At 43.0% G+C, this 25,981-nt stretch carries 25 protein-coding genes, 1 other RNA gene and 3 pseudogenes; 25 read left to right on the top strand and 4 right to left on the bottom strand.

From position 1 onward, the window contains the following. Positions 1 to 73: 73 nt before the first annotated feature. The 7 genes and pseudogenes from CU633_RS16060 to CU633_RS16030 all read left to right on the top strand — a co-directional run bounded on the left by CU633_RS16060 (position 74) and on the right by CU633_RS16030 (position 7,512). Positions 74 to 910: a lipoate--protein ligase family protein gene (locus CU633_RS16060; protein WP_101661602.1), complete on the top strand. Its 837-nt coding sequence runs from the start codon at positions 74 to 76 to the stop codon at positions 908 to 910. A gap of 369 nt (positions 911 to 1,279) precedes the next feature. Beyond that, positions 1,280 to 2,074: pseudogene (locus tag CU633_RS16055) on the top strand (ribonucleotide reductase N-terminal alpha domain-containing protein); the annotation flags it as partial. A 337-nt stretch (positions 2,075 to 2,411) separates the two neighbouring features. Then, positions 2,412 to 3,065: pseudogene (locus CU633_RS16050) on the top strand (vitamin B12-dependent ribonucleotide reductase); the annotation flags it as partial. A 210-nt stretch (positions 3,066 to 3,275) separates the two neighbouring features. Next, positions 3,276 to 4,211, top strand: coding sequence for a restriction endonuclease (locus tag CU633_RS16045; protein ID WP_101661599.1), 936 nt, complete (start codon positions 3,276 to 3,278; stop codon positions 4,209 to 4,211). 61 nt (positions 4,212 to 4,272) lie between these two features. Beyond that, positions 4,273 to 5,394: pseudogene (locus CU633_RS16040) on the top strand (vitamin B12-dependent ribonucleotide reductase); the annotation flags it as partial. Positions 5,395 to 5,512: 118 nt separating this feature from the next. Continuing rightward, entirely contained in the window at positions 5,513 to 6,538 is a 1,026-nt protein-coding gene (gene splB / locus CU633_RS16035) for a spore photoproduct lyase (protein WP_101661597.1), read from the top strand. An 89-nt stretch (positions 6,539 to 6,627) separates the two neighbouring features. Continuing rightward, the gene (locus CU633_RS16030) at positions 6,628 to 7,512 is read left to right on the top strand and encodes a patatin-like phospholipase family protein (RefSeq protein ID WP_101661596.1); all 885 of its coding nucleotides are present in this window, start codon (positions 6,628 to 6,630) and stop codon (positions 7,510 to 7,512) included. 26 nt (positions 7,513 to 7,538) lie between these two features. On the opposite strand, the gene CU633_RS16025 is transcribed toward CU633_RS16030, so the two are convergent. After that, positions 7,539 to 7,928, bottom strand: a complete 390-nt coding sequence (locus CU633_RS16025) for an SA1362 family protein (RefSeq protein ID WP_308314779.1) — start codon at positions 7,926 to 7,928, stop codon at positions 7,539 to 7,541. 57 nt (positions 7,929 to 7,985) lie between these two features. Then, complete coding sequence (locus CU633_RS16020; RefSeq protein ID WP_101661595.1) at positions 7,986 to 8,930, bottom strand: DUF1385 domain-containing protein; 945 nt, start codon at positions 8,928 to 8,930, stop codon at positions 7,986 to 7,988. A 205-nt stretch (positions 8,931 to 9,135) separates the two neighbouring features. On the opposite strand from CU633_RS16020, the gene CU633_RS16015 reads away from it, so the two are divergent. The 3 genes from CU633_RS16015 (at position 9,136) to efp (ending at position 11,413) form a co-directional block, all read left to right on the top strand. Beyond that, positions 9,136 to 9,651, top strand: coding sequence for a YqhR family membrane protein (locus tag CU633_RS16015; RefSeq protein ID WP_101661594.1), 516 nt, complete (start codon positions 9,136 to 9,138; stop codon positions 9,649 to 9,651). A 117-nt stretch (positions 9,652 to 9,768) separates the two neighbouring features. Continuing rightward, complete coding sequence (locus tag CU633_RS16010) at positions 9,769 to 10,830, top strand: M24 family metallopeptidase (RefSeq protein WP_101661593.1); 1,062 nt, start codon at positions 9,769 to 9,771, stop codon at positions 10,828 to 10,830. Between the two features lie 25 nt (positions 10,831 to 10,855). Then, the gene (gene efp / locus CU633_RS16005) at positions 10,856 to 11,413 is read left to right on the top strand and encodes an elongation factor P (protein ID WP_101661592.1); all 558 of its coding nucleotides are present in this window, start codon (positions 10,856 to 10,858) and stop codon (positions 11,411 to 11,413) included. A gap of 101 nt (positions 11,414 to 11,514) precedes the next feature. Here the strand turns inward: efp and CU633_RS22935 are convergent, their stop codons facing one another. After that, positions 11,515 to 11,685 (bottom strand): hypothetical protein, encoded by a 171-nt coding sequence (locus tag CU633_RS22935; protein WP_180954996.1) that lies wholly within the window; start codon positions 11,683 to 11,685, stop codon positions 11,515 to 11,517. 125 nt (positions 11,686 to 11,810) lie between these two features. On the opposite strand from CU633_RS22935, the gene ssrS reads away from it, so the two are divergent. Next, positions 11,811 to 11,993, top strand: a non-coding RNA gene (ssrS, locus tag CU633_RS16000) — 6S RNA. Between the two features lie 231 nt (positions 11,994 to 12,224). On the opposite strand, the gene CU633_RS15995 is transcribed toward ssrS, so the two are convergent. Then, positions 12,225 to 12,890: an SIMPL domain-containing protein gene (locus CU633_RS15995; protein ID WP_101661591.1), complete on the bottom strand. Its 666-nt coding sequence runs from the start codon at positions 12,888 to 12,890 to the stop codon at positions 12,225 to 12,227. A gap of 194 nt (positions 12,891 to 13,084) precedes the next feature. On the opposite strand from CU633_RS15995, the gene CU633_RS15990 reads away from it, so the two are divergent. The 14 genes from CU633_RS15990 to accB all read left to right on the top strand — a co-directional run bounded on the left by CU633_RS15990 (position 13,085) and on the right by accB (position 25,971). After that, on the top strand, positions 13,085 to 14,110 hold the full coding sequence (locus CU633_RS15990) for a LacI family DNA-binding transcriptional regulator (protein WP_101661590.1): 1,026 nt from the start codon (positions 13,085 to 13,087) through the stop codon (positions 14,108 to 14,110). A gap of 162 nt (positions 14,111 to 14,272) precedes the next feature. Next, positions 14,273 to 16,384 (top strand): amylo-alpha-1,6-glucosidase, encoded by a 2,112-nt coding sequence (locus CU633_RS15985; protein ID WP_101661589.1) that lies wholly within the window; start codon positions 14,273 to 14,275, stop codon positions 16,382 to 16,384. Between the two features lie 81 nt (positions 16,385 to 16,465). Continuing rightward, positions 16,466 to 17,734 (top strand): ABC transporter substrate-binding protein, encoded by a 1,269-nt coding sequence (locus CU633_RS15980; RefSeq protein WP_101661588.1) that lies wholly within the window; start codon positions 16,466 to 16,468, stop codon positions 17,732 to 17,734. Between the two features lie 149 nt (positions 17,735 to 17,883). Further along, positions 17,884 to 18,783, top strand: a complete 900-nt coding sequence (locus CU633_RS15975; protein ID WP_101661587.1) for a carbohydrate ABC transporter permease — start codon at positions 17,884 to 17,886, stop codon at positions 18,781 to 18,783. Positions 18,784 to 18,803: 20 nt separating this feature from the next. Beyond that, entirely contained in the window at positions 18,804 to 19,631 is an 828-nt protein-coding gene (locus CU633_RS15970; RefSeq protein ID WP_101661586.1) for a carbohydrate ABC transporter permease, read from the top strand. A 270-nt stretch (positions 19,632 to 19,901) separates the two neighbouring features. Beyond that, positions 19,902 to 20,825 (top strand): stage III sporulation protein AA, encoded by a 924-nt coding sequence (gene spoIIIAA, locus CU633_RS15965; RefSeq protein WP_101661585.1) that lies wholly within the window; start codon positions 19,902 to 19,904, stop codon positions 20,823 to 20,825. Next, positions 20,826 to 21,341: a stage III sporulation protein SpoIIIAB gene (spoIIIAB, locus tag CU633_RS15960; RefSeq protein WP_101661584.1), complete on the top strand. Its 516-nt coding sequence runs from the start codon at positions 20,826 to 20,828 to the stop codon at positions 21,339 to 21,341. An 18-nt stretch (positions 21,342 to 21,359) separates the two neighbouring features. Then, positions 21,360 to 21,566 carry a stage III sporulation protein AC gene (spoIIIAC, locus tag CU633_RS15955; RefSeq protein ID WP_101661583.1) on the top strand — a complete coding sequence of 69 codons (207 nt, stop codon included), beginning with the start codon at positions 21,360 to 21,362 and terminating at the stop codon, positions 21,564 to 21,566. An 8-nt stretch (positions 21,567 to 21,574) separates the two neighbouring features. Beyond that, positions 21,575 to 21,970 (top strand): stage III sporulation protein AD, encoded by a 396-nt coding sequence (gene spoIIIAD, locus CU633_RS15950; protein WP_101661582.1) that lies wholly within the window; start codon positions 21,575 to 21,577, stop codon positions 21,968 to 21,970. 35 nt (positions 21,971 to 22,005) lie between these two features. Beyond that, on the top strand, positions 22,006 to 23,205 hold the full coding sequence (spoIIIAE, locus tag CU633_RS15945; protein WP_101661581.1) for a stage III sporulation protein AE: 1,200 nt from the start codon (positions 22,006 to 22,008) through the stop codon (positions 23,203 to 23,205). 10 nt (positions 23,206 to 23,215) lie between these two features. Next, positions 23,216 to 23,851 carry a stage III sporulation protein AF gene (gene spoIIIAF / locus CU633_RS15940; RefSeq protein ID WP_101661580.1) on the top strand — a complete coding sequence of 212 codons (636 nt, stop codon included), beginning with the start codon at positions 23,216 to 23,218 and terminating at the stop codon, positions 23,849 to 23,851. Beyond that, complete coding sequence (gene spoIIIAG, locus CU633_RS15935; RefSeq protein WP_101661579.1) at positions 23,838 to 24,506, top strand: stage III sporulation protein AG; 669 nt, start codon at positions 23,838 to 23,840, stop codon at positions 24,504 to 24,506. Before spoIIIAF ends, spoIIIAG begins: the two co-directional genes overlap by 14 nt. After that, positions 24,507 to 25,067, top strand: coding sequence for a SpoIIIAH-like family protein (locus CU633_RS15930; RefSeq protein ID WP_101661578.1), 561 nt, complete (start codon positions 24,507 to 24,509; stop codon positions 25,065 to 25,067). It begins immediately after the preceding gene. 397 nt (positions 25,068 to 25,464) lie between these two features. Beyond that, positions 25,465 to 25,971: an acetyl-CoA carboxylase biotin carboxyl carrier protein gene (accB, locus tag CU633_RS15925; RefSeq protein ID WP_101661577.1), complete on the top strand. Its 507-nt coding sequence runs from the start codon at positions 25,465 to 25,467 to the stop codon at positions 25,969 to 25,971. Positions 25,972 to 25,981: the final 10 nt, after the last annotated feature.

The following is a 25,981-nucleotide window of genomic DNA, read 5'->3' as shown; positions in this document are numbered from 1 at the left end:
AATTCGTCTTTCTTTTTTTTCTTAACAAATTTTGATAGACTAAAAATCATATTTCCTAAAAGAGGTTTTACATATGACAAAAGAAGTCTGGCGCTTTATCGATTCAGGAAACGGGTCTCCTGCCTTTAATATGGCACTTGATGAGGCGTTGCTTGATTGGCATAGTGAGGGGAAAATACCTCCTGTGATCAGGTTTTACGGCTGGAATCCGGCAACGCTGTCTGTAGGTTATTTCCAAAAGGTTGAGAAAGAGATTGATATGGACGCAGTGAAGCATCATCGACTCGGTTTCGTGCGGCGGCCTACGGGCGGAAGGGGAGTTCTCCATGAGCATGAGCTCACCTATAGTGTGATTGTGTCCGAGGAGCATCCCGACATGCCGAAAACAGTGACAGAGGCATACCGCGTTATTTCCGAAGGAATCTTAAAAGGGTTTCATTATTTAGGGCTTGATGCTTATTTTGCTGTGCCAAAAACAGCAGCAGAAAGAGATTCGCTTAAAAATCCGCGTTCAGCGGTCTGCTTTGATGCGCCGAGCTGGTATGAGCTCGTTGTCGAAGGCAGAAAAGTGGCCGGAAGTGCACAGACGAGGCAAAAAGGGGTGATTCTCCAGCATGGTTCGATTTTGCTTGATCTTGATGAGGATAAGCTGTTCAGCTTATTTAAGTATCCCAATGACCGTGTCAAAGAAAGAATGCGGAAGGCGTTCAAGAGCAAAGCGGTTGCGATCAATGAGATCAGCACCCGCCCCATTTCGTTAACCGAAGCAAAAGATGCGTTCAGAAAAGGGTTTGCTGATGGGCTCAATATTGATTTGGAACCGTATAAGCTTACAGAAAGTGAACTTGAGTATGTAAACAAGATTGCAAAGGACCGTTACGAGAATGATGAATGGAACTTTAAGCGGTGACAAACGCAAAACGGGCTGCTTTTGTCTTTTAAACAGCTAGGAAAATAGGATGATAAGTCTTTTTGCCTAGTCGAAGAAAGTGCAAGTTGCGAAATTTGTTAAAATTAATCGATTTAGCACGAAAATCTATTTATTGCTCTCTCATTCTCCTTTTTTTAAGTTTTCTTAGGTTTGACAAAAAAATAAAATATGGTCTTAATCACAATATATAGTGGTGTTAAAAATATTTTTGCTACTATATATTGATTTTTTATGTTTCGGTATGATAACGTTAGGGTACTTGATAAACAACTAGAATTTGCATCCTGAGTTGGGAATGTTCCCTATTCAACGTTGAAAAAGCTTTAGAAAGATAAAGGAGTTGTGTTTATGTCTGTTGTGTTACGACAAAAAATGAGTATTGATGTAGAACGATTGAACAAGGATATTGGGCTGTTTCCCCAAGTACACCCCATCACCCCAGATATGAAAATCGCACATAAAGGGGTTTCACGTTTGGTTATGCTTGACCGTTATACGTTCAAGGATACGGAAAAAATCACGCTGTCAAACGGAGACTTCGTCGTTCTTACCATCAAAGAGGATCCAAAATTCCCGGCGCGCGGCCTTGGTTTTATCCTTGAGATTGACTGGGAAAGCAAAGCTGCAAAAGTATTGGTCGATGAAGAATTCAGAGGAGTTCTCGACGACCCGGAAGAAGCGCGGACGGGTGTCATTAAGCGTTCTCTTGATGTCATTGAAAAGCCGCTGGAGATCTACTATGAACAAATTGCAAAAAGAAACGCAACAGGCTTGGCTTCAGTAGAAAAAACAGAGGAAAAACGGCAAGAGTGGTTTGAAAAGTTTTACCAGGAGCTTGTCAGCTTAAATTTTATCCCGGCAGGCCGTGTTCTTTACGGGGCCGGAGCTGAAACGGATGTCACTTACTTTAACTGCTATGTAATGCCGTTTGTAGCGGATTCACGCGAAGGCATTTCCGAACACCGCAAGCAGGTAATGGAAATCATGAGCCGCGGCGGCGGTGTCGGAACGAATGGTTCTACCCTGAGACCGCGCAACACTCTTGCGAAGGGAGTAAACGGAAAGTCTTCCGGTTCCGTATCCTGGCTCGATGATATTGCGAAATTAACGCATCTTGTCGAGCAGGGTGGCTCAAGACGTGGTAAAGCAGCATAACAGTGTGCCTCGTCTATAAATAAACCTCGTGAATTGCTGGAAACTCTTTATGGTTGTGAAAAACACATCCTAAATGACTTGTTGGCTACAACGTAACTGGAAACGGTAAGCGTGAATGCTTGAAAACAACAAGTGGCTAAAGACAATCAGCAGCCAAGCACCGTACAGGTGAAGGTTCAACGGCCATCGAAAGCACACTGAATAAGTGGAGCGAGTAGAGTAGGAATCAAGTGATTCCGAAGTGCGAGGACACTCTGATTTGAGTGTAAGATATGGTCTGAACTCTAAGGCGACTTAGAGAGTTGATCTAACGAATCAACGTAACATTTTTCTGGCACAAATGATCATGCTTGCGGACTGGCATCCAGATATTGTTGAATTCATCATTTCCAAGATGCAAAATCCCAGAATTCTGCGTTTCCTAATTGAAAATACAAATGATGAACTGATTAAAAAGCTCGCAAAGGACAAGCTTAAATTTACTCCATTAACCGAGCAGGAAAAAGACATGTACCAGGGAATTATCAATTACAAACATATTCCCGGTTATGGCGGCTTCAGTGAAAAAATCATACAGGAAGCGGAATTAAAGCTGAAAACAGGCGGAAATTACACTGTCCACAACCCGGAATTTTTAACAGGTGCAAACATCTCCGTATGTTTAACGAAGGAGTTTATGGAAGCCGTTGAAAATGACGGCGACTACGAGCTTCGCTTCCCGGATGTTGAAAGCTATGACGCTGAAGACATGAAATATTATAATGAAGAGTGGCATAAAATCGGTGATGTTCGTGAATGGCAAAAGCTTGGCAAAAAGGTCCGCACTTATAAAAAAATCAAAGCAAAAGAGCTTTGGAATTTAATCAACATTTGTGCAACCTACTCAGCGGAGCCAGGCATTTTCTTCATCGACAATGCCAACGACATGACAAACGCTCAGGCGTATGGACAAAAAGTTGTTGCAACAAACCCGTGTGGTAGAGTAGCTTAATTTGCCTCACGTAAAAAATTGCGGAATGAAGCGGGAACCCTGAGATGGGAATCCGAACCGAAGGCCGGGTTTAAAAGCTCGGTCAGGGGCAACGCATAGATGGTGAACCTGCAATGCAGAATATAATCCATCCATGAGGCCGCAACATTACACATATATATCGAAATTCTGAGTATCTCTTGCAAAGGAGAAATCAAGATGAATAGGGGCTATGCAGGTTTTTATAAAGGATTCTATTTAAGGAGTTCATATGAGTATGCATACGCCAAATATCTTGATTTTTATTCGATCCCTTGGAGTTACGAAGATCGAACTTTCGATATTGGTTACAAATTATATAAGCCCGATTTTTTCTTCTATGATCAAGACGGCAACCTCAAAAGAGTAGTCGAGATTATATCTCGTAATCTTGACGCAAAAAAAAACGCAATGAAAGCTTTAGAAAAAATCGAATCTATTTACGGTATTAAATCTGATTTAATTTCTTACGAAGAGCTTCTTAATATGTATATTGATTTACCGTTCTCGCTTAATTCAATCCTGACAGAATGGATAAATTCAAATACTGCAACTATTAACAAGGCGGCTTATGGTAAATTTAATGGTCATTATAATTTAAGGCATTCTGATGAAGCAAAGAAAAGAATAGGAGAGCACACAAAAAAACTCTGGGCAACTGAAAATGTTACAAAACAAAAAATGTTAGAGGGTTTAAGAAAATCCGGATTAGCTCAGAAAGGTAAAATTAAAACCCCGAGAGAAATCAGAAAATGTATTAAATGTAACCGTGAATTCGAAGTGTTGAAAACTTCTAAACAAAGTTACTGCAGTATTTTATGCTCTGCTCAGAATGCCATTAAATTAGCGACCGATGCTTATGTTAATAAAAGAAGAGAAACTCACAAGGAAATTAAGGACTATATCATTAACTGGTCAATTTTAAATGAACAGGTAGTATTATCTACTCCGTTAAATAAAATTAGTACTACTATTTATCCGCTTGTTAATGATATTTATCGTAAATTTGGAGTAAAAGATTTTAGAGTGATCTCTAAAGCTGTTTTCGGTGAAGATCGAGGGAGAAAAGAGCTTATATTATTCATGAAGAAAGTGTGTAATGAAAAGATATGCTGAACTAACGGAAACTTGAACCGTTAGAACTAAGGGATAAAAAGCCTTTAGGATAACAAAATTGGAACAACCTCTTGCACCATTTAGTGTCTGTAACTTGGCTGCAGTAAACCTTGCTGAAATGGCAGACAAAGAAACAAAAACCGTTAACTTTGAAAAGCTTAAACAGACTGTTGAAGTCGGAGTCCGCATGCAGGATAACGTTATTGATGCAACTCCATACTTCCTTGAAGAAAATAAAAAGCAGGCGCTTGGCGAGCGCCGTGTCGGCCTCGGCGTAATGGGTCTGCATGATCTATTGATTTACTGTGAAACAGAATACGGTTCCGAAGAGGGCAACAAGCTTGTCGACGAAGTATTCGAGGCGATCGCTACAACGGCTTACCGTGCTTCTGTTGAACTGGCAAAGGAAAAAGGCAGCTTCCCATTCCTGCAAGGTCAAACCGAAGCCGAAACGAACCGCTTAAGAGAAGCGTTCACACAAACAGGCTATATGAAGAAAATGCCTGAGGATATTCGCGAGTCGATTAAAGAACACGGAATCCGCAATTCACATTTACTCACAGTTGCGCCTACTGGATCCACTGGAACAATGGTCGGTGTATCTACAGGGCTTGAACCATATTTTTCTTTCTCTTATTTCCGAAGCGGACGACTTGGAAAGTTTATTGAAGTAAAAGCTGATATCGTTCAGGAGTATCTGGCCAAGAATCCGGATGCTGATCCAAATAATCTGCCGCATTGGTTTATCGCTGCAATGGAATTGAAGCCTGAAGCACACGCGGATGTACAATGCGTGATCCAGCGCTGGATTGACAGCTCAATCAGTAAAACGGTAAATGCTCCTAAAGGATACAGCGTCGAACAAGTCGAAAAAGTTTATGAGCGTTTGTACCGCGGCGGTGCAAAAGGCGGCACAGTGTATGTTGACGGTTCACGTGACACCCAGGTGCTGACCTTAAAAGCAGAAGAAAATACATTCGAAGAAACGGAAGCTGAAAAACTGGAAAAGAAAAAGCAGCATGTCGTTCTCGTCGATACCATCAATGAGCTTCGTTCAACAAACGTCACAATCGGCTCCGAAATCGGCGATACTTGCCCGGTTTGCCGGAAAGGTACAGTGGAAGAGATCGGCGGTTGCAATACATGCACAAACTGTAATGCACAATTACGGTGCGGTCTATAATCATAGTAATACGAAAAGAGGATGGGGAATTTTCCCTCTCCTCTTTTTTATATTCCTCCCTCTTTTGTTCATACTAAAACCAAATATATTTATACATAATGAAATGAGGGCAGGAACTATGAAACCATTTATGCCACAATTAATTTATATCGAGCCACAGGCTCTTGATTTTCCGCTTGGACAAGAATTAAAGGACAAGTTTGAAAATATGGGCTTGGAAATACGCGAAACAACCTCCCATAATCAAGTACGGGGAATCCCCGGTGACAATGAGCTGCAAAAATACCGGAACGCAAAATCAACACTAGTCATTGGTGTTAGGAGAACATTGAAATTTGATACATCGAAGCCGTCGGCAGAATATGCGATTCCGCTGGCAACAGGCTGTATGGGCCATTGCCATTACTGCTATTTACAAACAACATTGGGAAGCAAACCATACATACGGACTTATGTGAATCTTGAAGAAATCTTCGCACAGGCTGAAAAATATATCGATGAACGGAAACCGGACATTACCCGCTTTGAAGCAGCCTGTACATCAGATATTGTTGGTCTGGACCATTTAACCCATTCTCTCAAGAAAACAATCGAATTTATTGGCCAGACAGAGTTCGGAAGACTTCGATTTGTAACGAAGTACCATCATGTCGACCATCTTCTTGATGCACAGCATAATGGGAAAACAAGATTTCGGTTTAGCGTTAATTCCCGATATGTGATCAAGAATTTTGAACCGGGCACGTCCAGCTTTGAAGAACGTCTCGAAGCGGCCCGCAAAGTAGCGGGTGCAGGCTATCCGCTCGGATTTATTGTTGCGCCGATTTATCTGCATGAAAACTGGAAGGAAGGCTATTATGAACTATTTGAGCGGCTTTCAAGCTCTCTCGAAGGAATCAACCTGGAAGGACTCACCTTCGAACTAATCCAGCATCGTTTTACAAAGCCTGCCAAGAAGGTTATTGAAAAGCATTATCCGAAAACGAAACTGGAAATGAATGAGGAAAAGCGTAAATATAAATGGGGGCGATATGGCATAGGAAAATACGTTTATCCAACAGAAGAAGCAAATGAACTGGAATCAACGATCAGGGAGTACGTCCGCAGCTTTTTTCCAGAAGCGGAAGTGCAGTATTTTACTTAATTCTAAAAAAATCAACTTGTCTGCCGTACTATTTTCAGCAGCCGCTGCTTAAAGATGTATCAAAGACGACATCGACAGGAGTGGCGGCTATGTATATTGACGGCGTTTTTTCCGGCGGCGGCATTAAAGGCTTTGCCTTGATCGGTGCTTACAAGGAAGTAGAAAAACGGGGCTTCCGGTTCGTCAGGGTTGCCGGGACAAGCGCCGGTTCGATTGTAGCCGCCCTTGTTGCGGCAGGTTACACCAGTGACGACATTTTTAAACTATTCGATGAACTTGATCTATCGACATTCATGGATCCGAGAACGACGCTGATTCCTTTTTCGATTGCCAAGTGGCTCCTGATCTACTGGCGGCTCGGCTTGTATAAGGGAAACGAGCTTGAAAAGTGGATTGCCGAACAACTGATGAAAAAGGGTTTGCGGACTTTTTCCGACCTGCCTCCAAATACATTGAGAGTGATTGCGTCCGACCTGTCAAATGGGCGGCTTCTTGTCTTGCCGGACGACTTGCCAAGATTCGGAATTGATCCCCGCTCTTTCCAGATTGCCAAAGCGATCAGGATGAGCTGCAGTCTGCCATTCTTTTTTGAACCTGTTAAGCTGAAGACCGGTTCTGAAACCAACATCATTGTCGATGGCGGTGTTCTCAGCAATTTTCCAATGTGGCTTTTTGATAAAGAAAACATCAAAAAAGTTCGCCCGGTTCTAGGGATAAAATTAAGCCACCATGTGCTGGACCGTCCGAAAAACAAAATTAGTAACGCGCTGCAGTTATTTGAGGCGCTGTTTGAAACGATGAAGGATGCGCATGATGCCCGCTACATTTCACGAAATTATGCCCGCAACATTATTTTCATTCCAACAAAGGGCTTTCTGGCTACTGAATTTCAATTGACTGCGAAAAAAAAGCGCGCTCTGATGCAGCTTGGCAGGGAATGCGCCGAAGACTTTTTCCGTTCATGGAGCTATTGACAATGTTAACAAAAAAAGACCGGGCTTCAAAAGGTGGCCCGATCTTTCTTTTTGCCTTTTTTTCCTTCGATCACGGTAAGGTGGGAAGGATGTTTTTTCGTTGCCTTATTTCTGCGTAAAGAAGCAAGTGACCGCACGTTTGCCCGCTGCTTGTTATGACCGCTGTCTTTATGTTGTAACCGCTTTTTTGATTTTTTGGCTGCCTTAACAAATGCACGCTGCTCTCGCTTCTCAGGGCTGGATTGGTAAAAGCGACGGACAAGAAAATAAACCGCTGCAACAATCAAAACAATGACAGCTATTCTTTGTAAAAAACCGGCCGGATTACTGATCAAGCTGCCGACAAGGCCAATAGCCGCTAAAATGGTGATACAAATAGCCATAATACTTGCAGTCCGATTTTTCAAGAAAGCCACCTCCCTAAGAGCATGATGAGCATATTTTTCCTCTTTTAAACTTCCTTGCTCCGCCATTTACACAATTTCTTCCGTTCTCAAATTGTCTTCTTTTTCTTTTTCCTTTTTAAGAAGTTCTTTAAACGAAAGAATCGCCACTTCTACCTGATCATTTTTTGGTTCCTTTGTGGTAAGGAGCTGGAGCCATAAGCCGGGCAGGCCTAAATATTTTAGTACAGGTATATCGCGAAGCTTATTGGTCAGCTGGAGCACTTCGAAAGAAATGCCAAGCACGACGGGGATAAGAGCCAAGCGATTTAAAACCCTGACCCACAGAGGCTCGGCCGGAACAAGCAAATATATAAACATACCGACGATTACCGTGAATAAGATAAAGCTGCTGCCACATCGGTAGTGGAGACGGGAATGAGCTTGAACATTTTCCACGGTCAGCTCTTTGCCGCTTTCGAATGTATTAATCACTTTATGCTCTGCACCGTGGTATTGAAATACCCTTTTAATAATTGGGGTCAGCGATACAAAGTAAATATACCCGAGCAGGAGGATAAGCTTGAAGAAGGTTTCAACCAATACTTGGGCGAGATCGCCCGGGAAAATTGGTTTTGTCAATTCTGCCAAAAAAACCGGAATAAGTGTAAAAATAAATTTTCCGAAAAGGAAGGTCAGCACTCCTGCCGCAGCAACCCCGAGTACCATTGCGAGCCTGGAGACTTCCTCTTTTTTTATTTGGTGGTCTTCTTCCGGGTCGACATCATATCGTTCTGTCGAAAAATTCAAATGCTTCGAGCCATTGGCACTCGCCTCGATGATGGCTACAATTCCCCGCAAGAAAGGGATCTTCTTCAAAAGTTGGGCGACCGGATTTGTTTTTCTCGGTAATTCAAAAAACTCGATTGTTCCATTCTTTCTGCGAACAGCTGTCACGTAATGATGTTTGCCTCCGAACATGACGCCTTCAACAACTGCCTGCCCGCCATAAACGGGCTTTTGACTTTTTCCCATGACGTTAACACCAACCTATATCGTGAACTTGCACAAAACAGCACAAGAAATATGAAAGCTGCATGTACCTTAATTTTATTTTACTAGAAAATCGTCAAAACCTCTATACTCGAAGACTTTTGAAATCTTGAATTGATAATTTATTCTATTATGATGCAAGGAATAATTGCCCGTGGACATAATAAAAAAGTGGAGGTGGGATTAAATGTCCGAACAACAGGGGCAATTGGAACAGAACCAGCAGGAAAAACCAATGTCGTTTATAGCGATGGTTGTTTTGACCGGTTTTTTTGGCGGCATTTTATGGAGCGGTTTGGCGTATATTGCTTATTTATTCAATTTTACTGATATTCGTCCCAATGTTATTCTTGAGCCATGGGCACTTGGTGAATGGAAGGGGCAATGGCTTGGTACGGTCATCTCGATCATTATGATCGGCATTATCTCAATTGCTGCCGCATTATTATATTATGCGCTGCTTCGAAAATTTCGCAGCATGTGGGTCGGAATTGGGTATGGAATTGTTCTATTTGCTATCGTTTTTTTTATCTTGAATCCAATCTTCCCGGGAATACGTCCATTTGCTGAACTGAACAGGAATACAATCATCACATCGATCTGTCTCTACTTGTTATATGGTGTATTCGTCGGTTATTCAATTTCTTACGAAGAAAATGAACTCAGAATCCGCCAAAAGCAAGAGGCCGATGTTCCCACATAACAACATGCATATGAACCTTGCCAGGAATAAACTGAATGCAGAGACACTTTGTGGTAGAATGTTCTTATTGAACATTCTTTTTTAGCATTGAAAAGTTGGCAAAGGAGAGAGGATAAAATGGAAAAGCTAGAAAAGCTTCGCGGTCATTTTGACAAACTCGGAATAGACGGAATGCTGATTACAAGCAACTATAACCGCCGCTACATGTCTCAATTTACGGGAACTGCCGGCGTTGTCCTTATAAGCGCCGAAAAGGCTCTGTTTATTACAGATTTTCGTTATGTCGAACAAGCCGAAAAGCAGTGTAAGGGATATGAAATTGTCCAGCATAAAGGTATGATTCCTGATGAAGTTGCCAATCAGGCTAAAAAAATCGGCATTAAAAGGCTGGGATTCGAACAGGATCATCTAACTTTCTCTGGATATACAGCATATGAAAAAGCTGTTGAGGCCGAGCTTGTTCCGGTATCCGGAGCGATTGAAAAGTTACGCTTGATTAAGACGGATGCAGAGATTAAGATATTAAAGGAAGCATCGGCTATAGCCGATGCAGCTTTTAAGCATATTTTAGGATTCATTCGTCCGGGCATTACGGAGCTGGACGTTTCGAATGAACTTGAGTTCTTTATAAGAAAGGCCGGCGCAACGTCATCTTCTTTTGATATTATCGTCGCATCCGGTTCACGATCAGCCCTTCCGCACGGGGTCGCCACTGAAAAAGTGATTGAAACCGGCGATTTTGTTACACTCGATTTTGGAGCTTACTACAAAGGATATGTTTCGGACATTACAAGAACCGTTTCCGTAGGTGTACCGGACGAGAAACTGAAGGAAATCTACAATATCGTCCTGGAAGCCCAATTGCGGGGGATGGCAGGCATCAAGCCGGGAATGACGGGAAAACAGGCCGATGCTTTAACGCGGAATTTGATCAGTGAAAAAGGCTATGGTGACTATTTTGGCCATTCGACAGGTCATGGCATTGGGCTTGAGGTCCACGAAGGTCCGGCATTGTCCGTTAGGTCAGAGACCGTACTTGAGCCTGGCATGGTTGTAACGGTTGAGCCGGGGATATACATACCGGGGCTTGGCGGTGTCCGCATCGAAGATGATACAGTTATTACAAACGATCATAATGAAGCACTGACCCACTCTACGAAAGAACTAATCATTCTGTAATTGAATAACCAGGAGGACATTTTAGATGATTTCTGTTAACGATTTTCGGACTGGATTAACCATTGAAGTGGATGGCGCTATCTGGCGCGTTTTGGATTTCCAACACGTTAAGCCTGGTAAAGGAGCGGCCTTTGTCCGCTCAAAACTGCGCAATCTGCGCACCGGCGCCATTCAGGAGAAAACCTTTCGTGCCGGTGAAAAAGTAGCGAAAGCGCAAATTGATAACCGAAAAATGCAATATCTATATGCAAATGGCAACCAGCACGTGTTCATGGACAATGAATCGTATGATCAAATTGAGCTTCCGGCAAATTCAATTGAATACGAGCTGAAGTTTTTAAAAGAAAACATGGAAGTTTTCATTATGATGTACCAGGGTGAGACTTTGGGAATTGAGCTTCCAAACACCGTTGTGCTTGAAGTCACCGAAACCGAGCCGGGAATCAAAGGAGATACGGCATCGGGTGGATCAAAACCTGCTATTATGGAAACAGGCTTAACTGTCCAGGTTCCATTTTTTGTTAACCAGGGTGACAAATTAATTATTAATACAACTGACGGTTCATACGTCTCCCGTGCTTAATCATAATAGGATAACCCCGTTTTTACGGGGTTATTTTTTGCACTAAAAGCTTTTGGAAAACGGCTTGGGTATTTCGATCTCCTGGCTTCAATGCTGCGTCCTCAAGCGTCGTCATTTTTCCTGTATATGTCCCTTCCTCTTGCACCAACCGAAATATCTGTATTGTTCCGGCTGTTGTAATCATGATCTGATTCGCGATGAGGCCCGCTTGCTCCCCTTAAATAAACGGATTTTCGCTGGTGCTTTTGAAATTCCCTGTGATCCTCGTTCATGCTGGTTCTATGCCCCCTTTCATCTCTTAGTTTTTTCTTTCGGATGAAAAATATAAGGGGATTAACGGACAAGGCCAGCATTTACCGGTTGAGTGATCCGCTATTTCCGGGTATTATAATATTATAAAACGCTGCGTTGTGCGCCATATATGAAGTTTCAACCTTTAGATAATTTAAGGGAGTCTCAAAATAAGGACAGAACGACATGCCTTCATTATGCAGAGGACGTCGGGAAAGGCTTTGCGGACACCCACCTGGTGGAGCAGGTTATGAAACTCCATATTGGAGGCGGCAACCGCGGCTGTTACATAATTTTTTTTTAAAACCGGTTCAAATTTTTGGACCGGTTTTTATTTAGCTATAGGAAAGTATAAACGTTTCTAAATATAGTTTGGCGTTTCGATGTCCAGCTCCAGCGCCTAGCCCCTCGAGTCGCTTCGGTCCTGCCAATGAAGTCAAAAAGCGACTTCACTGTCAGGCCCTCCAGCGCTTGTCGGGGCTGACCAAGGCGCTTGCGCTTTTCTTATTTTACTGACATCCTAAGCATAATAGATATACTCCGCTTTCACGGCGGCCTTAATCGTGAGCAGCCCTTGCTCAATTGGAGTGGCTGCCTCTGTAGAAGTGCTTAGGACCGCACCGTGAAAAATAATCGGCTCCCGGATCTGTGGGTTCTCGATGATTAAAGAAGGAGTTTTAATGAGCTGGACGCCAAGCGTTTGTGCGATCACCCTTGCTCTTTGTAAACTGTCTTGAACCGCAACGGCGAGGGCGCGGGCATACAGAGTACGCTCGTCGGAAATCGTGAATTCGATGCTTCTCACGATGTTCGCACCATTTGCAACAGCTGTGTCGACAACGTTTCCCGCCTGGCTAATTGCATCAATCGTTACTTTTAATAAATACGTGACCCTGTAGGCGCGGAATACCTGTTTTCCATCGACATAATCGTATTGCGGTTCAGCACTGTATTCAAAGGTTTGGATTTTTTCACGCGGCAGGCCGAGCCTAAGCAAGGCCTGGATGACATTTGTTATGATATTTGAATTGCTCTGCTGAACCTGAAGCAGCTCCTTGCCTTCTGTGACAGTACCCAATATCACGTCAGCTCTGTCAGGCGGGGCAGAAACAGTTCCTTCCCCATACACCTTTAATACATTTTGAGACTGATGGCGATAAGGGGAAACGTGTTGAGTAAACTCCATGTTGTTCACCTCTTATTTTCTAAACGAACTTAATTAATATGTACGGTTTAGTTTCTCATTTCATGACTTGAGTGTTCAGGCGCGGATGAAGATACAGCGAAATTTTAAAAAAAGCAGTTGAAATCGTTTTCATCATATTGTATGATTTTAAACAAGAGGTAATCCGAAACGTTTCGGATTCTGGGGGAAGTATAATGACTACGATTAAGGATATCGCAAAAGTGGCCGGAGTTTCTGTTACAACCGTTTCCCGGGCTCTTAATGGTTATTCGGATGTAAATGAAAAAACAAGAAAAAAGATTATGCAGATTGCCAAGGATTTGAATTATAGCCCCAATACTTTAGCAAGAAGCCTGGTCATGAATAAGTCAAAGACGATTGGATTAATTGTATCCGGCATGACGGAAGCGAACAAGAAAGACAATTTTACGTTCGAGGTTCTTTCGGGAGCCAATGAATGTATTTCGGAAAGAGATTATGACCTCGTTTTATTTAGTACAACTACCGCCAAGCAAAGAGAAAAAACCTATTCACAATTGTGCAGAGAAAGAAGAGTAGATGGGGCTATTGTGCAGGGGATGAAAATCGATGATCCTTATTTAAAGGAAGTCATTGAAAGTGATATTCCGTGTGTGCTGATTGATATCCCGATTGAATCTGATACGGTAGGCTATGTTACGACCGACAATGTGTTGGGCGCCGAGAAAGCAGTGCGTCATCTAATCGGGCTGGGACATAAAAATATTGCCATGATCAATGGCCACAACCAGGCTTATGTCAGTAAAAAAAGGCTTGAAGGATATGTAAAGTCCTTGCAGGAAACAGGGCTGCCCGTAAATAAAAGATGGATCGTTGATGGAAGTTTTTCTGAAGAAAAAGCGTATGAACAAACCTTGGTTCTGTTGAGAAATCATCCTGAAATTACGGCATTGTTTTGTGCCAGTGACTTAATGGCTCTTGGCGCGATCAAGGCAGCAAAAGCTTTGGGCATTGATGTTCCGGAGAAATTGTCTGTAATCGGGTTTGATGATATATTGCTGGCTTCATATTCTACGCCACAGCTATCCACAGTAGGGCAAAATATTTTTCAGCTGGGCTATCAGGCAGCAAATTTACTTATTGATATGCTGGAAGTCAAAACAAAGTCGCATGTTTGTATTTTGGAAACTGAACTGGTTGCCCGAGAATCAACATGCAAGGTTCGCAGTGATCAAGATTAATCTCTCCTTAAATACACATAAGCAGCCGTTTTAAAACGTGTATTTAAGGAGAGATGGTACAAAGTACAGCCCTGAAAATTATTGTCGGTAAAATCCAAAACGTTTCGGGAAGCATGCCAAAAAACCGAAACGTTTCGGAAAACAGAATTTAGGAGGAGCACCATGGAGTACAGAGTAATTAAAGAAAATGATTTATTTCTTTTAACGGATGAAAAAGGGAACATCCCCGAGAATCACGCTTACGGATTGGGCCTGTACCGTAAAGATACTCGATTCTTGAGCAAGCTTGATATCAAAATTAATGGAGAAGAGCCAATTCTTTTGTCATCTGATGCCAGAGAAAATTATATGGCTTCGATATTGTTGACAAACCCCCATATGGAGAAGGACGGTTCACTTGTGTTATGGAGGGAATCAGTTGAAATTGAACGTACAAGATTTATAAATGAAGGGATTCTATACGAATCTATTAAAGTGAAAAATTACTTTCCAAAGCCGGTGCAGTTTGATCTAAGCGTCCATATAGATGCCGATTTTACAGATATGTTTGTTGTGCGCGGATTTCAAAATGGCACAATGGGTAAACGCACCGGACAGAGTATCGAGGACAACTCAATCACTTTCAACTATCTTGGCGCTGACAAAGTTATCCGCCGTTCGTTAGTATCCTGGGATCAGGGCGCAGCAACGGTTGAAGAAGGCGGGAATATTTCGTTTAACATTTCTTTGCATAACGCCGAAGAGAAAACGGTTACATTTACAATTCAGCCTCTGATTGGCCAGGAAGAGCCGAAAAAGAATATTGAGATTGAGGAGGCAATGTCCCGGTTAAAAGCGTCTTATGAGGCTTGGGGAAAGGAGATTACAAAGGTTCATACAGATTATCTTCCGTTGCAAAGATTGGTTGACCGGGGAATCGATGACTTAAGGGTGTTGCTGACCGATGTAGGATACGGAAAGTTTCCGGTCGCAGGATTGCCGTGGTACGGAGTTCCTTTCGGACGGGATAGTCTAATCGCAGCACTGCAAATGCTGGCTTTCAATCCTGAGATTGCAAAAGGAACCTTGTTAACAATGGCAAGCAGCCAGGGGAAAAAGGTGGATCCATGGAGAGACGAACAGCCGGGAAAAATCATGCATGAAATTCGCTATGGTGAACTGGCGGCAACCAATCAAATCCCGTTCACTCCTTATTATGGAACCATTGATGCAACACCATTGTTCTTAATTTTGCTCTCGGAATATGTCAAGTGGACAGGTGATCTGGAGCTGGTCAAACAGCTTTCTGACAACGTGGAAGCCGCGCTTAATTGGATCGACCATTACGGCGACCGGGATGGAGATTTATTTGTTGAATACCACCAGGAGTCCAGCAAGGGAATTGCCAACCAGGGTTGGAAAGACTCCGGAGATTCAGTTGTACACAGGAACGGTGATTATGCTGAAACACCGATTGCCTTATCCGAGGTTCAGGGTTATGTATACCAGGCGAAAATGGATATCGCCAACATCTATGAAAGAATAGAAAAGCTTACAGAAGCGCAGGAATTGCGAAAACAAGCGCAGCAATTAAAGGATCGATTTGATGAAGCCTTTTGGATGGAGGATGCCAATTTCTATGCAATAGCTCTTGATTCCAACAAGCAGCAAGTAGGAACAATTACTTCAAATCCTGGACATGTTCTTCTATCTGAAATGCTGGAAAAAGAAAAAGCTGAAGCAGTAATAAATACACTTTTATCTAAAAAAATGTTTTCCGGCTTCGGCATTCGCACTATGGGTGAAGGCGAGTCTGCTTATAATCCGATGAGCTACCATGACGGCAGTATTTGGCCGCATGACAATAGCTTGATTTTGCTGGGGATGAGCAAACTTCTCCGCCAGGATGCTGCGAATATAGTCATTGAAGGATTGATACGTGCCGGTGCCCACTTTGAATATGACCGGCTTCCTGAACTGTTTTGTGGATATGATGCCTCAATCGGAAAAGCGGTTAAATATCCGGTTGCGTGTTCTCCACAAGCCTGGGCTGCAGGTACACCACTTGTGTTTATCCAGTCGCTGCTCGGACTATTTCCGGACAGCATTAACAAGGTGATTCAACTTTCTCCTGCATTGCTTGAAGACATGCATGAGTTGACTGTCAGCGATATAGCCATCTGCGAAGGACATTTATCCATCTCGGTTACCAGAACTGAAAATACGATCAATGTTCAGGTACTCAAGAATACGACAGGCTGTGAGCTGGTGTTTAAGCAAGGCGAAAAAGTTTAACGTTAAGCTACATCGCTCTTTAGGAGAGAAACCTCCTTTAGATATATTAATTTCAAAAATTTTGAAAGGGGAATTTCAAAAATGAGGTCAAAAAAATGGATGGCGTCACTGGGGATTACTTCGATGCTGGCTGCCAGCATCTTAGCTGGCTGCAGCGGCAGCGATGATACATCAAAAAGCGGCAGCAACGGGGAATCCGGCAGTGGAGAAAAAGTCGAAGTAACACTTGCTGGCTGGGGTGGCAATCCTACTGAAGAGAAACTGCTCAAACAGACGATTTCTGATTTCGAAGAAAAACACCCTAATATCGACGTAAAGCTTGAAATTATTTCTGAGCAATACATGGATGTTATTAAAACGCGTTTAATCGGCGGTGAGGGTCCTGATGTCTTTTATCTGGATGCATTTGAAGCACCGGGCCTTATTCAAACTGGTGTAATTGAACCTCTTGATGGATACGTAACAGAAGAGTTTGATGTCGATGATTTCGAGAAGCCTTTGTTGGATGCTTTCAAGGTTGACGGCCAAACATATGGATTTCCTAAAGATTATTCAACACTGGCTTTATTCTATAACAAGAAAATGCTTGAAGAAGCAGGCGTTGAAGTGCCAAAAACATGGGATGAGCTTCGCGAAGCAGCCAAGAAATTGACCAAGGACGGAGTGTATGGTTTTGGCGTGGCTCCCGAGCTTGCCCGTATGTTCTGGCTTGCCGAGTCTGGTGGCGGAGATGTTGTAAAGGATGGCAAAGCAAACTTTGCATCCCCTGAGGTTGTAGAAGCGCTGCAGCCAATCATTGAAATGCACAATGTGGATAAGTCCTCCGTTGAACCTAAAGAAGTTGGCGTAACTTGGGGCGGAGAAATGTTCGGCCAGGGGAAAGCAGCCATGGTTATCGAAGGGAACTGGGCGATTCCTTATTTAGCAGATACATTCCCGGATATCGAATATGCAACCGCTGAGCTTCCAACCGTTAAAGGCAAAAAGTCAACAATGGCGTATGATGTTGCTTATGTAATGAACGCTGCTTCCGAAAAGAAAGAAGCATCATGGGAATTGATTTCTTACTTAACTGGCAAGGAAGGAATGGAGACCTGGACAAGCCTTGGTTATGCCTTGCCTTCAAGAAAGTCTGTAGCGGAAAAGCTGGGATTTGACAAAGATGAACTTCGTGCTCCTTTAGTAGCGGGTGCATCCTATGCAACAGTATGGTCAGAAGGTGTAAACCTGCCAATTATCATGAATAACTTTAACAACCAATTTTTAAGCGCTTTCCTTGGTGAACGTCCTCTTGATGAGGCATTGAAAGAAGCTCAGAAACAAGCAAATAATGAAATTGAATCACAATAATCCACTGAAGGTGAGGGGGAAGAAAGTTTCCCCTTTCCTTTCCAAACTGTAGACCTCTTTCTGCGCGAAGTCCTTCCTGAACTTCGGCAGAAAGAGGTCTCACAGCTAATGGATGAGCTTCGTTACGAATTTCAAAAGGAGTGTTAAAGATGAAAAGCTTATTTTCCGCCAGGAAACTACGTGAAGCAGGCCAGGGCTATACTTTTATGACACCTGCTCTATTCGTCTTATTGCTATTTATTATCGGGCCGATCTTTTATATTATCTTCTTGTCCTTTCATAAGGTACAGCTTTTAGGAAATATAAGCTATGACTTCGTTGCTTTTGATAATTTTACGAGAATACTGGACGATACGAGGGCAAAGATTGCGCTTTGGAACACATTTAAATACGTAATCATTGTGGTTCCATGCCAAACTCTGCTTGCACTTATTCTCGCAGCAACTCTTAATGCAGGGTTAAAAGGGCAAACATTCTTTAGAATTGTTTATTTCTTGCCTACTTTAACTTCTTCCGCTGTGCTTACATTAATTTTTATGTGGATGTATAACAAAGAAGGCTTGATTAACAATGTTCTGGATTTTATTGGCCTTCCAACATACAATTTTTTGGGAGATCCGAATATAGCACTTAATGCGATCATGATCATGAATATCTGGTCAACGGCGCCGTTCTTTATGGTGATTTATCTCGCTGCTCTTCAAGGCATTCCTGATTCTTTATACGAAGCAGCAGAACTGGACGGAGCAAATGTATTTCACAAATTTTGGCATATTACAGTTCCAAACTTGCGCCCGGTTACATCGTTTGTGGCGATCATGGGTTTGATCGGTACATTCCAGTTGTTTGATCAATCATACATCTTCTCTGCAGGTTCAGGAGGACCTGATAATAGTACCTTAACAGTTGTTTTATTAGTCTATCAATATGCATTTAAAACACTGGGAACAATGGGATATGCAGCTGCACTTTCATTCCTGCTCGCGTTGGTTATCCTGATTGCGACCTTATTGCAGCGTAAATTTTCCAAGGAAGAGTCCTTATATTAATAGGGGGAGGAGAGACAATAATGAAGAAAAAGCCGGGTTTCGGGAAGATCTTTTTATATACCATTCTAGTACTTTATGCAATTACAACATTGGTGCCGTTTCTATGGGCACTGTCATCGTCATTTAAAACACTGCAGGAAATCGTCAGTGGAACATTAAGTTTTATTCCGAAGGATTTTACGCTGGATAATTATAAGCAAATCTTTATTGAACAGGAATTGTTTCCCCGCTGGATGTTGAACAGTATTGTCATCGCGACCATTACGACATTCCTGAATTTGATTTTCAACTCAATGGCAGGCTACGCACTTGCCCGCCTGGCATTCCCGGGGAAAAAAGTGCTGTTTATTGTGGTCCTGGGTGTATTGATGATTCCGGTTCAAGTAACGATGATTCCAAACTATTTAATCTTAAAAGAGTTTGGCTGGCTTAACTCTTATCAGGGCATGATTGTTCCGGCGATGATTAACGCTACTTATATTTTCATGATGCGCCAGTTCTTTATTAACTTCCCGAAAGAATTGGAGGAGGCTGCTGAAATCGACGGATTAAGCCGTTTTGGCACATTCTTCAGGATTGTGCTGCCATTGGCAAAGCCGGCATTGGCGGCCCAGGCGATCTTTATTTTTATGGGCTCATGGAACGACTTTATGAGGCCGCTGATCGTCATGACCGATGCGGATATGTTTACGCTTCCGCTCGGACTCAATACCTTTAAAGGGCAATTTGTCAGCTACTGGAATTACATCATGGCTGCATCGATGGTCTTTACCCTTCCGGTATTGCTATTGTACGCTTTCTTTAACCGCTATTTTATTAAGGGGATTTCTTTTACAGGTGGTAAATAACTTGATTTTTATTAAAAAACAAAAAGGTCTTGTCGATGACAAGGCCTTTTCACATATGCACATTGCCCAGCCATAATCCCACCTCCTTCCAAAAAATCTTCTTCATCTTCAGTATAAATTATATTCGTGATTTTCCAAATGTTTTCCTGAAAAGTTCAGGCCTGTATTGAAGTGATCTTCAGCAAATTTATGACGCTTGGTCATAATGTAGCCGGGCAGGCATACATTTTTAATAACGGGAGCCTGTCTATCGAGGAGGAATCAAGGATTGTGGAAACTGTTTTAGCCTTTTTGCCTAAAGACATTGCTGAAAAACTGAAGGAAATCCCTCCTGATCAATTAGAACATATTGAAGAAATACGCATAAGGATCCACCGGCCCATCGAGGTAACAGTGAAAGGATTGCCACGATTTTTATCCTATATAGTGAGGCCTGAGGATGCGGACCATTTGCTGAATAAGATCAGCCATTTTTCCATTTATACGATGGAGGAGGAGCTGAGGCGCGGCTATATCACGATTGAGGGGGGGCACCGGGTTGGGCTTGGCGGCAAGGTGATTCTTGAAAACGGCGCCGTCAAAGCGATCAGGGATGTTTCCTCTTTTAATATTAGAATTGCCAGGGAAAAGCTCGGAATTGCAGAGAAGCTGGTTCCCTACTTATACCAGGGCTTATGGTCCCATACGCTGATTATCGGACCGCCGCAAACCGGAAAGACGACATTGCTCCGCGATTTAGCGCGAATCATTTCAAGTGGCAGTCCGGAAGCAGGCTTCGGCCCATTTAAAGTGGGGATTGTTGATGAACGGTCTGAAATTGCCGGCAGCGTGAACGGCATTCCCCAGTTAACCTTCGGCCCGCGTGTTGATATTCTCGATGCGTGCCCGAAAGCAGAAGGAATGATGATGATGGTTCGCTCGATGAGTCCGGATGTACTGATCGCGGATGAAATTGGCCGGAAAGAAGACGGGGAAGCGGTTATGGAAGCAGTTAACGCCGGCATCAAATTGATTATGACCACCCACGGCAGTACGCTGGCTGAAGTGAAAAAGAGGCCGACTTTAAGTCCGTTGATTGAACTGGGCATATTTGAGCGATATATCGAACTGAACCGTTCAAAAGGCCCGGGAACCATTACAAAAATAAAGGATAGTTTCGGCCGTGAAATGAGAGAAAAAGCGAGAGTGACGTAAATGCTGAAAATAATCGGTGCCATACTCATTATTATTGCGACCACATGGACTGGCTTTGAAGCTTCCCGCCATTTAAGTGAGAGGCCGCGGCAGCTCCGGCAGCTGAAATCAGCATTGCAGTCACTCGAGGCGGAAATCATGTATGGGCATACACCATTGCATGAAGCTTCAAGACGATTAGCTGCCCAGCTCCCAAAACCGCTTTCGTTGTTTTTTGAAGCGTTTGCCAATAAATTGACCGAATCAGAAACAACGGTCAAGGCCGCCTGGGAAGACAGCTTAAATGACATTTGGAAGCTGACAGCCTTCAAGCAGGGGGAATTTGAAATTATGAAGCAGTTCGGGGAAACGCTTGGCCGCCATGACCGCCATTCCCAGCAAAAACAAATTATCCTCACTCTTTCCCATCTGGAAAGGGAAGAAGCCGACGCCCGTGATAAACAGGCGAAATACGAAAAAATGGTCAAAAGTCTCGGATTCCTGTCCGGATTACTAGTCATCATATTACTGATGTAGCACTTAGGGGGAGAAATGATGGGCATAGAGGTTGATGTGATTTTTAAAATTGCCGGAGTGGGAATAGTCGTGGCTTTCCTGCATACGATTCTTGATCAGGTTGGAAAAAAAGAATATGCCCAGTGGGTTACCCTGTTCGGGTTTATATATATTTTGTTTATGGTGGCCTCCATTGTGGATGAATTATTTCAAAAAATTAAATCTGTCTTCCTGTTCCAGGGATAAGGGAGGGACTGGCGATTGAGATCATCCAAATCGCAGGAGTGGCCTTAGTAGCTACTTTCCTTGCATTAATCGTGAAGGAGCAAAAACCGAATTTTGCCTTTCTTTTAATCGTTTTTGTTGGCTGCGCCATCTTCCTGTTCCTTGTCGATCAAATCTATCAAGTTATCCATATGGTCGAGCAAATAGCCGTAAATGCGAAAGTGAACCTCATTTATGTAGAAACGATATTGAAAATCATCGGCATCGCCTATATTGCCGAATTTGCAGCGCAAATCACGAAGGATGCGGGCCAGGGTGCGATCGCCTCAAAAATAGAATTAGCCGGCAAAATTTTGATCCTGGCGATGGCTATCCCGATCCTGACCGTCATGATTGAAACCGTCATCCAACTAATCCCGAACTAAATCGAAGCAGGATTCCATTAAAAAGAGGTGGTACCATGAAGCAGCGGCGGCAGCTATTGATCATCCTTGTTTTTACATTGTCCTTTGTATTCGTTCCAGCCGTACAAGCCTCACCCGAAAAAGATCAGCCAAATCCCGCATTAAATGCAGAAGAGATGGCCGATGTCCAGCTTGATACGCTCAATATAGATGAACTCAAGCAATTCTGGGAAGATATCCTAAGCGAATACGGAGGGTTTTTGCCCGAGAGCCAAAAAGGAAGCCTGTACGATTTTATTAAAGGGGACAAGCAATTTTCTTTACAGGAGTGGTTCACAGGCGGCTTGAAATTTTTGTTTCACGAATTTCTTGTCAACGGGAAACTGCTTGGCTCTTTAATCATGCTGACGATTTTCAGCATGTTTTTACAATCGCTGCAAAATGCTTTTGAGAAAAGCAACGTAAGCAAAGTCGCTTATGCGGTTGTCTTTATCGTGCTGATGATCATTGCTTTAAATAGCTTTCACGTTGCGATCAGCTATACGAACGAGGCGATCAGCTCGATGATTCATTTCATTCTTGCGCTTGTCCCGCTTTTGCTTGCATTAATTGCAGCTTCAGGAGGGCTGGTCTCGGCGGCTTTTTTTCATCCAGTCATCCTTTTTCTGATGAATACGAGCGGCTTGCTCATTCAGTACGTGGTTTTGCCGCTCCTCTTTTTATCTGCGCTGCTCAGCATTGTCAGCATTTTAACCGAACATTATAAAGTCACCCAGTTGGCCCAGCTCCTGCGAAATTGGAGCATCGGCCTGCTCGGGCTGTTCTTAACCGTTTTTTTGGGCGTTATTTCTGTCCAGGGTGCATCAACTGCGGTCACGGATGGAGTCACGCTCAGGACAGCAAAGTTTATAACCGGCAATTTTATACCGGTTATCGGGAGAATGTTTACCGATGCGACGGATACAGTGATTAGCGCTTCCGTCCTCCTGAAAAATACAGTTGGAATCGCCGGAGTGATTATATTGCTGTTAATCGTTGCGTTTCCTGCTCTTAAAATTTTGATGATTGCCTTTATATATAAATTTGCCGCTGCGATTTTGCAGCCGCTTGGCGGGGGGCCGATTATTTCCTGCCTTGATGTGATCAGCAAAAGTGTGATTTACGTTTTCGCTGCGCTGGCGATCGTGTCGTTAATGTTCTTTTTAAGCATTACCGTTATCATTGCCGCCGGCAATTTGACGATGATGGTCCGATAGGGGGAGAAGCATGGATTTTATCAAAGAATGGATAACGAATATTATTTTGTTCGTGTTGCTCGCAACTGTGATTGATATGCTGCTCCCCAGCTCCAATTTTCAAAAGTATACAAAAATGGTCACCGGCTTGCTGTTAATTGCCATTATTTTAACGCCGATTCTAAAATTGTTTTCTTCTGATTTTGAAGCGGCCCTTGCTTCGGTCCCGGTACTTCAGAGTCAGCGCGAAAAAAATATGGAAAATTTAATAGAAATGCAGAAAACAGAAATACAAGCATCCCAACATGCATATATTTTAGAACAAATGGCTGTCCAAATGGAACAGGGCGCAAAAGAGGAGTTGATGGAACAGTACGGATTGGAAATTGCTAAAATTGATGTTTTAGCAGACGAACAAAACCAGCATGAATTCCCGAAAAACCTGCAGAAAGTCATCGTTCTTCTGAAACATCCGGAAGCTGAACCCGAAGCAGTTGAAGCAATAAAGAAAATAGAAATCAACACAGAACAACCTCTTCCATCAAAGCGACCTGGCAATCAATCAAGCAAAATCGTTTCTCTTCTCTCGCAAAAGTGGAATGTTCATGAAAGCATGATCGAAGTGACGATTGAAGGGGGGAATACCGAAGTAAATGGACAAGGATAAAGGGCCGTTGACATGGTTAAAAAAACAGTTTTTCGGGGACAAACAAGCTGATAAAAAACCGGGTAAATACCATTACTTACTGTTAGTCCTGCTTTTCGGTGCTGCCATTATGCTAATAAGCAATATGCTCTTTAACGAGAAACCATCTGAATCCGCCCTGCCGGTGATGACTGGCAGTCAGGAACAGAAAAGCGAAGATGTTGAAGCGTTTGGACACAAGAGTCCTGGTGGAAATAGCGTGATTAAAGACTATGAAGAGGCTTACGAAGTCCAGTTGAAAGAAGCCCTTGAAGAGATTGTCGGTGTAGATGACGTCTCCGTGGTCGTCAATGTTGATGCCACCGAAAAAAAAGTTCTCGAAAAAAACACGGTGACTCAATCCCAAATAACCGAGGAAACTGACCGGGAAGGCGGGAAACGCATGGTTGAAGATATGTCAGAGGATGAGCAGCTTGTGATTATCCGCAATGGGGAAAAAGAAGTTCCGATCGTGGTGGAAACAAAGAAGCCGGCGATCCGCGGTGTGCTCATTGTTGCTAAGGGCGCAGATAATGTTGAAGTGAAAAAGTGGATTAAAGAAGCGGTATCAAGGGTGCTGGACGTCCCGAGTCACAGAGTTTCAGTGATGCCAAAGAAAACAAAGGGGGATTCATAAATGTTATTGAAAAAGCAAACAGTCTGGTTGTTAACAATGTTAAGTTTAGTAGTCGTTTTGTCCGTCTATTACATTACTTCTCCTGAACAGCAAAGCAATGACTTCGCAGGGGTGGAGGAAACAAAAAATCCCCAGGAAGCTAAAAATGATGCACCGGATACTCCGGCAGCCGAGTCAAAGGACGAAAGCATGGTCATTTCCGGTGCTGCAAGCGATGAAGTATTTGAAGAGCTCCGCCTTGAGCTTAACGACAAGCGCAGCGAGCTGAAGGAGCAATTAACAGAGATGATGGCTTCTTCCGAATTAACTGCCGCGGAAAAAAGCGAAGCGTACGACCAAATGAAAGAACTGGATGCGATTGCCGAAAAGGAAGAAATCTTGGAAACATTGATCATCGCGGCGGGTTATGAGGATGCGCTGGTACGTGCTGATGGCGACAAAGTCATGATTACGATTAAAGCGAAAGAACATACCCCTAAAGCGGCGAATGAAATCATCCAAATGGTTAGATCAGAGATCGATGAGCAAGACGTGGCTGTCAGGTTCCATGGTTCCAAATAGGCTGTTCTCAAGCCGCTTAGTACAGTGGGTTGGAAATTTTAGCCTCAGCAGACAAGGATTTATCCTTGCATGGGAAAAAGCATCGGTATGGAGAGCCGATGCTTTTTCTATGAAGACAATTCTTCATTGAACCATGAAAGAGCGCCGGGCAACTACAGGTATTGTTAAAATACATACCTTGCTTCGTATTTGCTCCTCTCCCCTGGTGTGCAACCATTATTCGATAAATTGTAATGAAAACCCTTTCGGAAAAATTCACAACTATTAAAAAAAATATTAGAATAGAGACGAGAGGCTTTTTTATTTTTTGCCTGCCGAATACAATGTTGAACTTTGAGCAGGTCTTATCGTATGATATTAGAAGTTAGTCTTAATTATAAAGGACAGAGGTGTAATCATGTTGAAGGTACAAGAAATACGTGAACTGATAAAGCTTGTTGATCAATCAAGCATTGACGAATTTGTTTTTGAACAAGATGGTTCAAAAATTAAAATGAAGAAGAACAAAGCAGAAACAACTGTGGTTGCTCAGCCAATCAATCAAATCCCTGTTGCGGAAACCACTGTAACATCACAGCAACCTGCCGTATTTGAAGTTAAACAGGAAACTCCTGCAGCTGAAAAACCGGCAGCAAGGGAAGAAGAAGCTGCTGAAGCTGCGAACTTACATAAGATCACGTCCCCAATGGTTGGGACTTTTTATCAATCGTCATCACCAGATTCTCCTCCATATGTAAAAGTGGGATCCAAGGTTACCAATGACTCGATCGTATGTATTGTCGAAGCGATGAAGCTGTTCAATGAAATCGAGGCTGAAGTGAATGGCGAAATTGTTGAAATTTTAGTGAGTGATGGGCAGCTCGTAGAATATGGCCAGCCTTTATTTCTGGTTAAGCCTGAATAAGGGGGGGCAA

The sequence above is a fragment of the Bacillus sp. V3-13 genome (assembly GCF_002860165.1).
Lineage (GTDB): Bacteria > Bacillota > Bacilli > Bacillales > Cytobacillaceae > Bacillus_BJ.
This window is presented reverse-complemented; position numbering and strand designations above follow the sequence as displayed.

What these genes read in the sequence shown, in the direction of transcription:
- CU633_RS16060 (WP_101661602.1), top strand. Translation starts at nt 74, where the DNA reads ATGACAAAAGAAGTCTGGCGCTTTATCGATTCAGGAAACGGGTCTCCT.
- CU633_RS16045 (WP_101661599.1), top strand. Translation starts at nt 3,276, where the DNA reads ATGAATAGGGGCTATGCAGGTTTTTATAAAGGATTCTATTTAAGGAGT.
- splB (WP_101661597.1), top strand. Translation starts at nt 5,513, where the DNA reads ATGAAACCATTTATGCCACAATTAATTTATATCGAGCCACAGGCTCTT.
- CU633_RS16030 (WP_101661596.1), top strand. Translation starts at nt 6,628, where the DNA reads ATGTATATTGACGGCGTTTTTTCCGGCGGCGGCATTAAAGGCTTTGCC.
- CU633_RS16020 (WP_101661595.1), bottom strand. Translation starts at nt 8,930, where the DNA reads ATGGGAAAAAGTCAAAAGCCCGTTTATGGCGGGCAGGCAGTTGTTGAA.
- CU633_RS16015 (WP_101661594.1), top strand. Translation starts at nt 9,136, where the DNA reads ATGTCCGAACAACAGGGGCAATTGGAACAGAACCAGCAGGAAAAACCA.
- CU633_RS16010 (WP_101661593.1), top strand. Translation starts at nt 9,769, where the DNA reads ATGGAAAAGCTAGAAAAGCTTCGCGGTCATTTTGACAAACTCGGAATA.
- efp (WP_101661592.1), top strand. Translation starts at nt 10,856, where the DNA reads ATGATTTCTGTTAACGATTTTCGGACTGGATTAACCATTGAAGTGGAT.
- CU633_RS22935 (WP_180954996.1), bottom strand. Translation starts at nt 11,685, where the DNA reads ATGAACGAGGATCACAGGGAATTTCAAAAGCACCAGCGAAAATCCGTT.
- CU633_RS15995 (WP_101661591.1), bottom strand. Translation starts at nt 12,890, where the DNA reads ATGGAGTTTACTCAACACGTTTCCCCTTATCGCCATCAGTCTCAAAAT.
- CU633_RS15990 (WP_101661590.1), top strand. Translation starts at nt 13,085, where the DNA reads ATGACTACGATTAAGGATATCGCAAAAGTGGCCGGAGTTTCTGTTACA.
- CU633_RS15985 (WP_101661589.1), top strand. Translation starts at nt 14,273, where the DNA reads ATGGAGTACAGAGTAATTAAAGAAAATGATTTATTTCTTTTAACGGAT.
- CU633_RS15980 (WP_101661588.1), top strand. Translation starts at nt 16,466, where the DNA reads ATGAGGTCAAAAAAATGGATGGCGTCACTGGGGATTACTTCGATGCTG.
- CU633_RS15975 (WP_101661587.1), top strand. Translation starts at nt 17,884, where the DNA reads ATGAAAAGCTTATTTTCCGCCAGGAAACTACGTGAAGCAGGCCAGGGC.
- CU633_RS15970 (WP_101661586.1), top strand. Translation starts at nt 18,804, where the DNA reads ATGAAGAAAAAGCCGGGTTTCGGGAAGATCTTTTTATATACCATTCTA.
- spoIIIAB (WP_101661584.1), top strand. Translation starts at nt 20,826, where the DNA reads ATGCTGAAAATAATCGGTGCCATACTCATTATTATTGCGACCACATGG.
- spoIIIAC (WP_101661583.1), top strand. Translation starts at nt 21,360, where the DNA reads ATGGGCATAGAGGTTGATGTGATTTTTAAAATTGCCGGAGTGGGAATA.
- spoIIIAE (WP_101661581.1), top strand. Translation starts at nt 22,006, where the DNA reads ATGAAGCAGCGGCGGCAGCTATTGATCATCCTTGTTTTTACATTGTCC.
- spoIIIAF (WP_101661580.1), top strand. Translation starts at nt 23,216, where the DNA reads ATGGATTTTATCAAAGAATGGATAACGAATATTATTTTGTTCGTGTTG.
- spoIIIAG (WP_101661579.1), top strand. Translation starts at nt 23,838, where the DNA reads ATGGACAAGGATAAAGGGCCGTTGACATGGTTAAAAAAACAGTTTTTC.
- CU633_RS15930 (WP_101661578.1), top strand. Translation starts at nt 24,507, where the DNA reads ATGTTATTGAAAAAGCAAACAGTCTGGTTGTTAACAATGTTAAGTTTA.
- accB (WP_101661577.1), top strand. Translation starts at nt 25,465, where the DNA reads ATGTTGAAGGTACAAGAAATACGTGAACTGATAAAGCTTGTTGATCAA.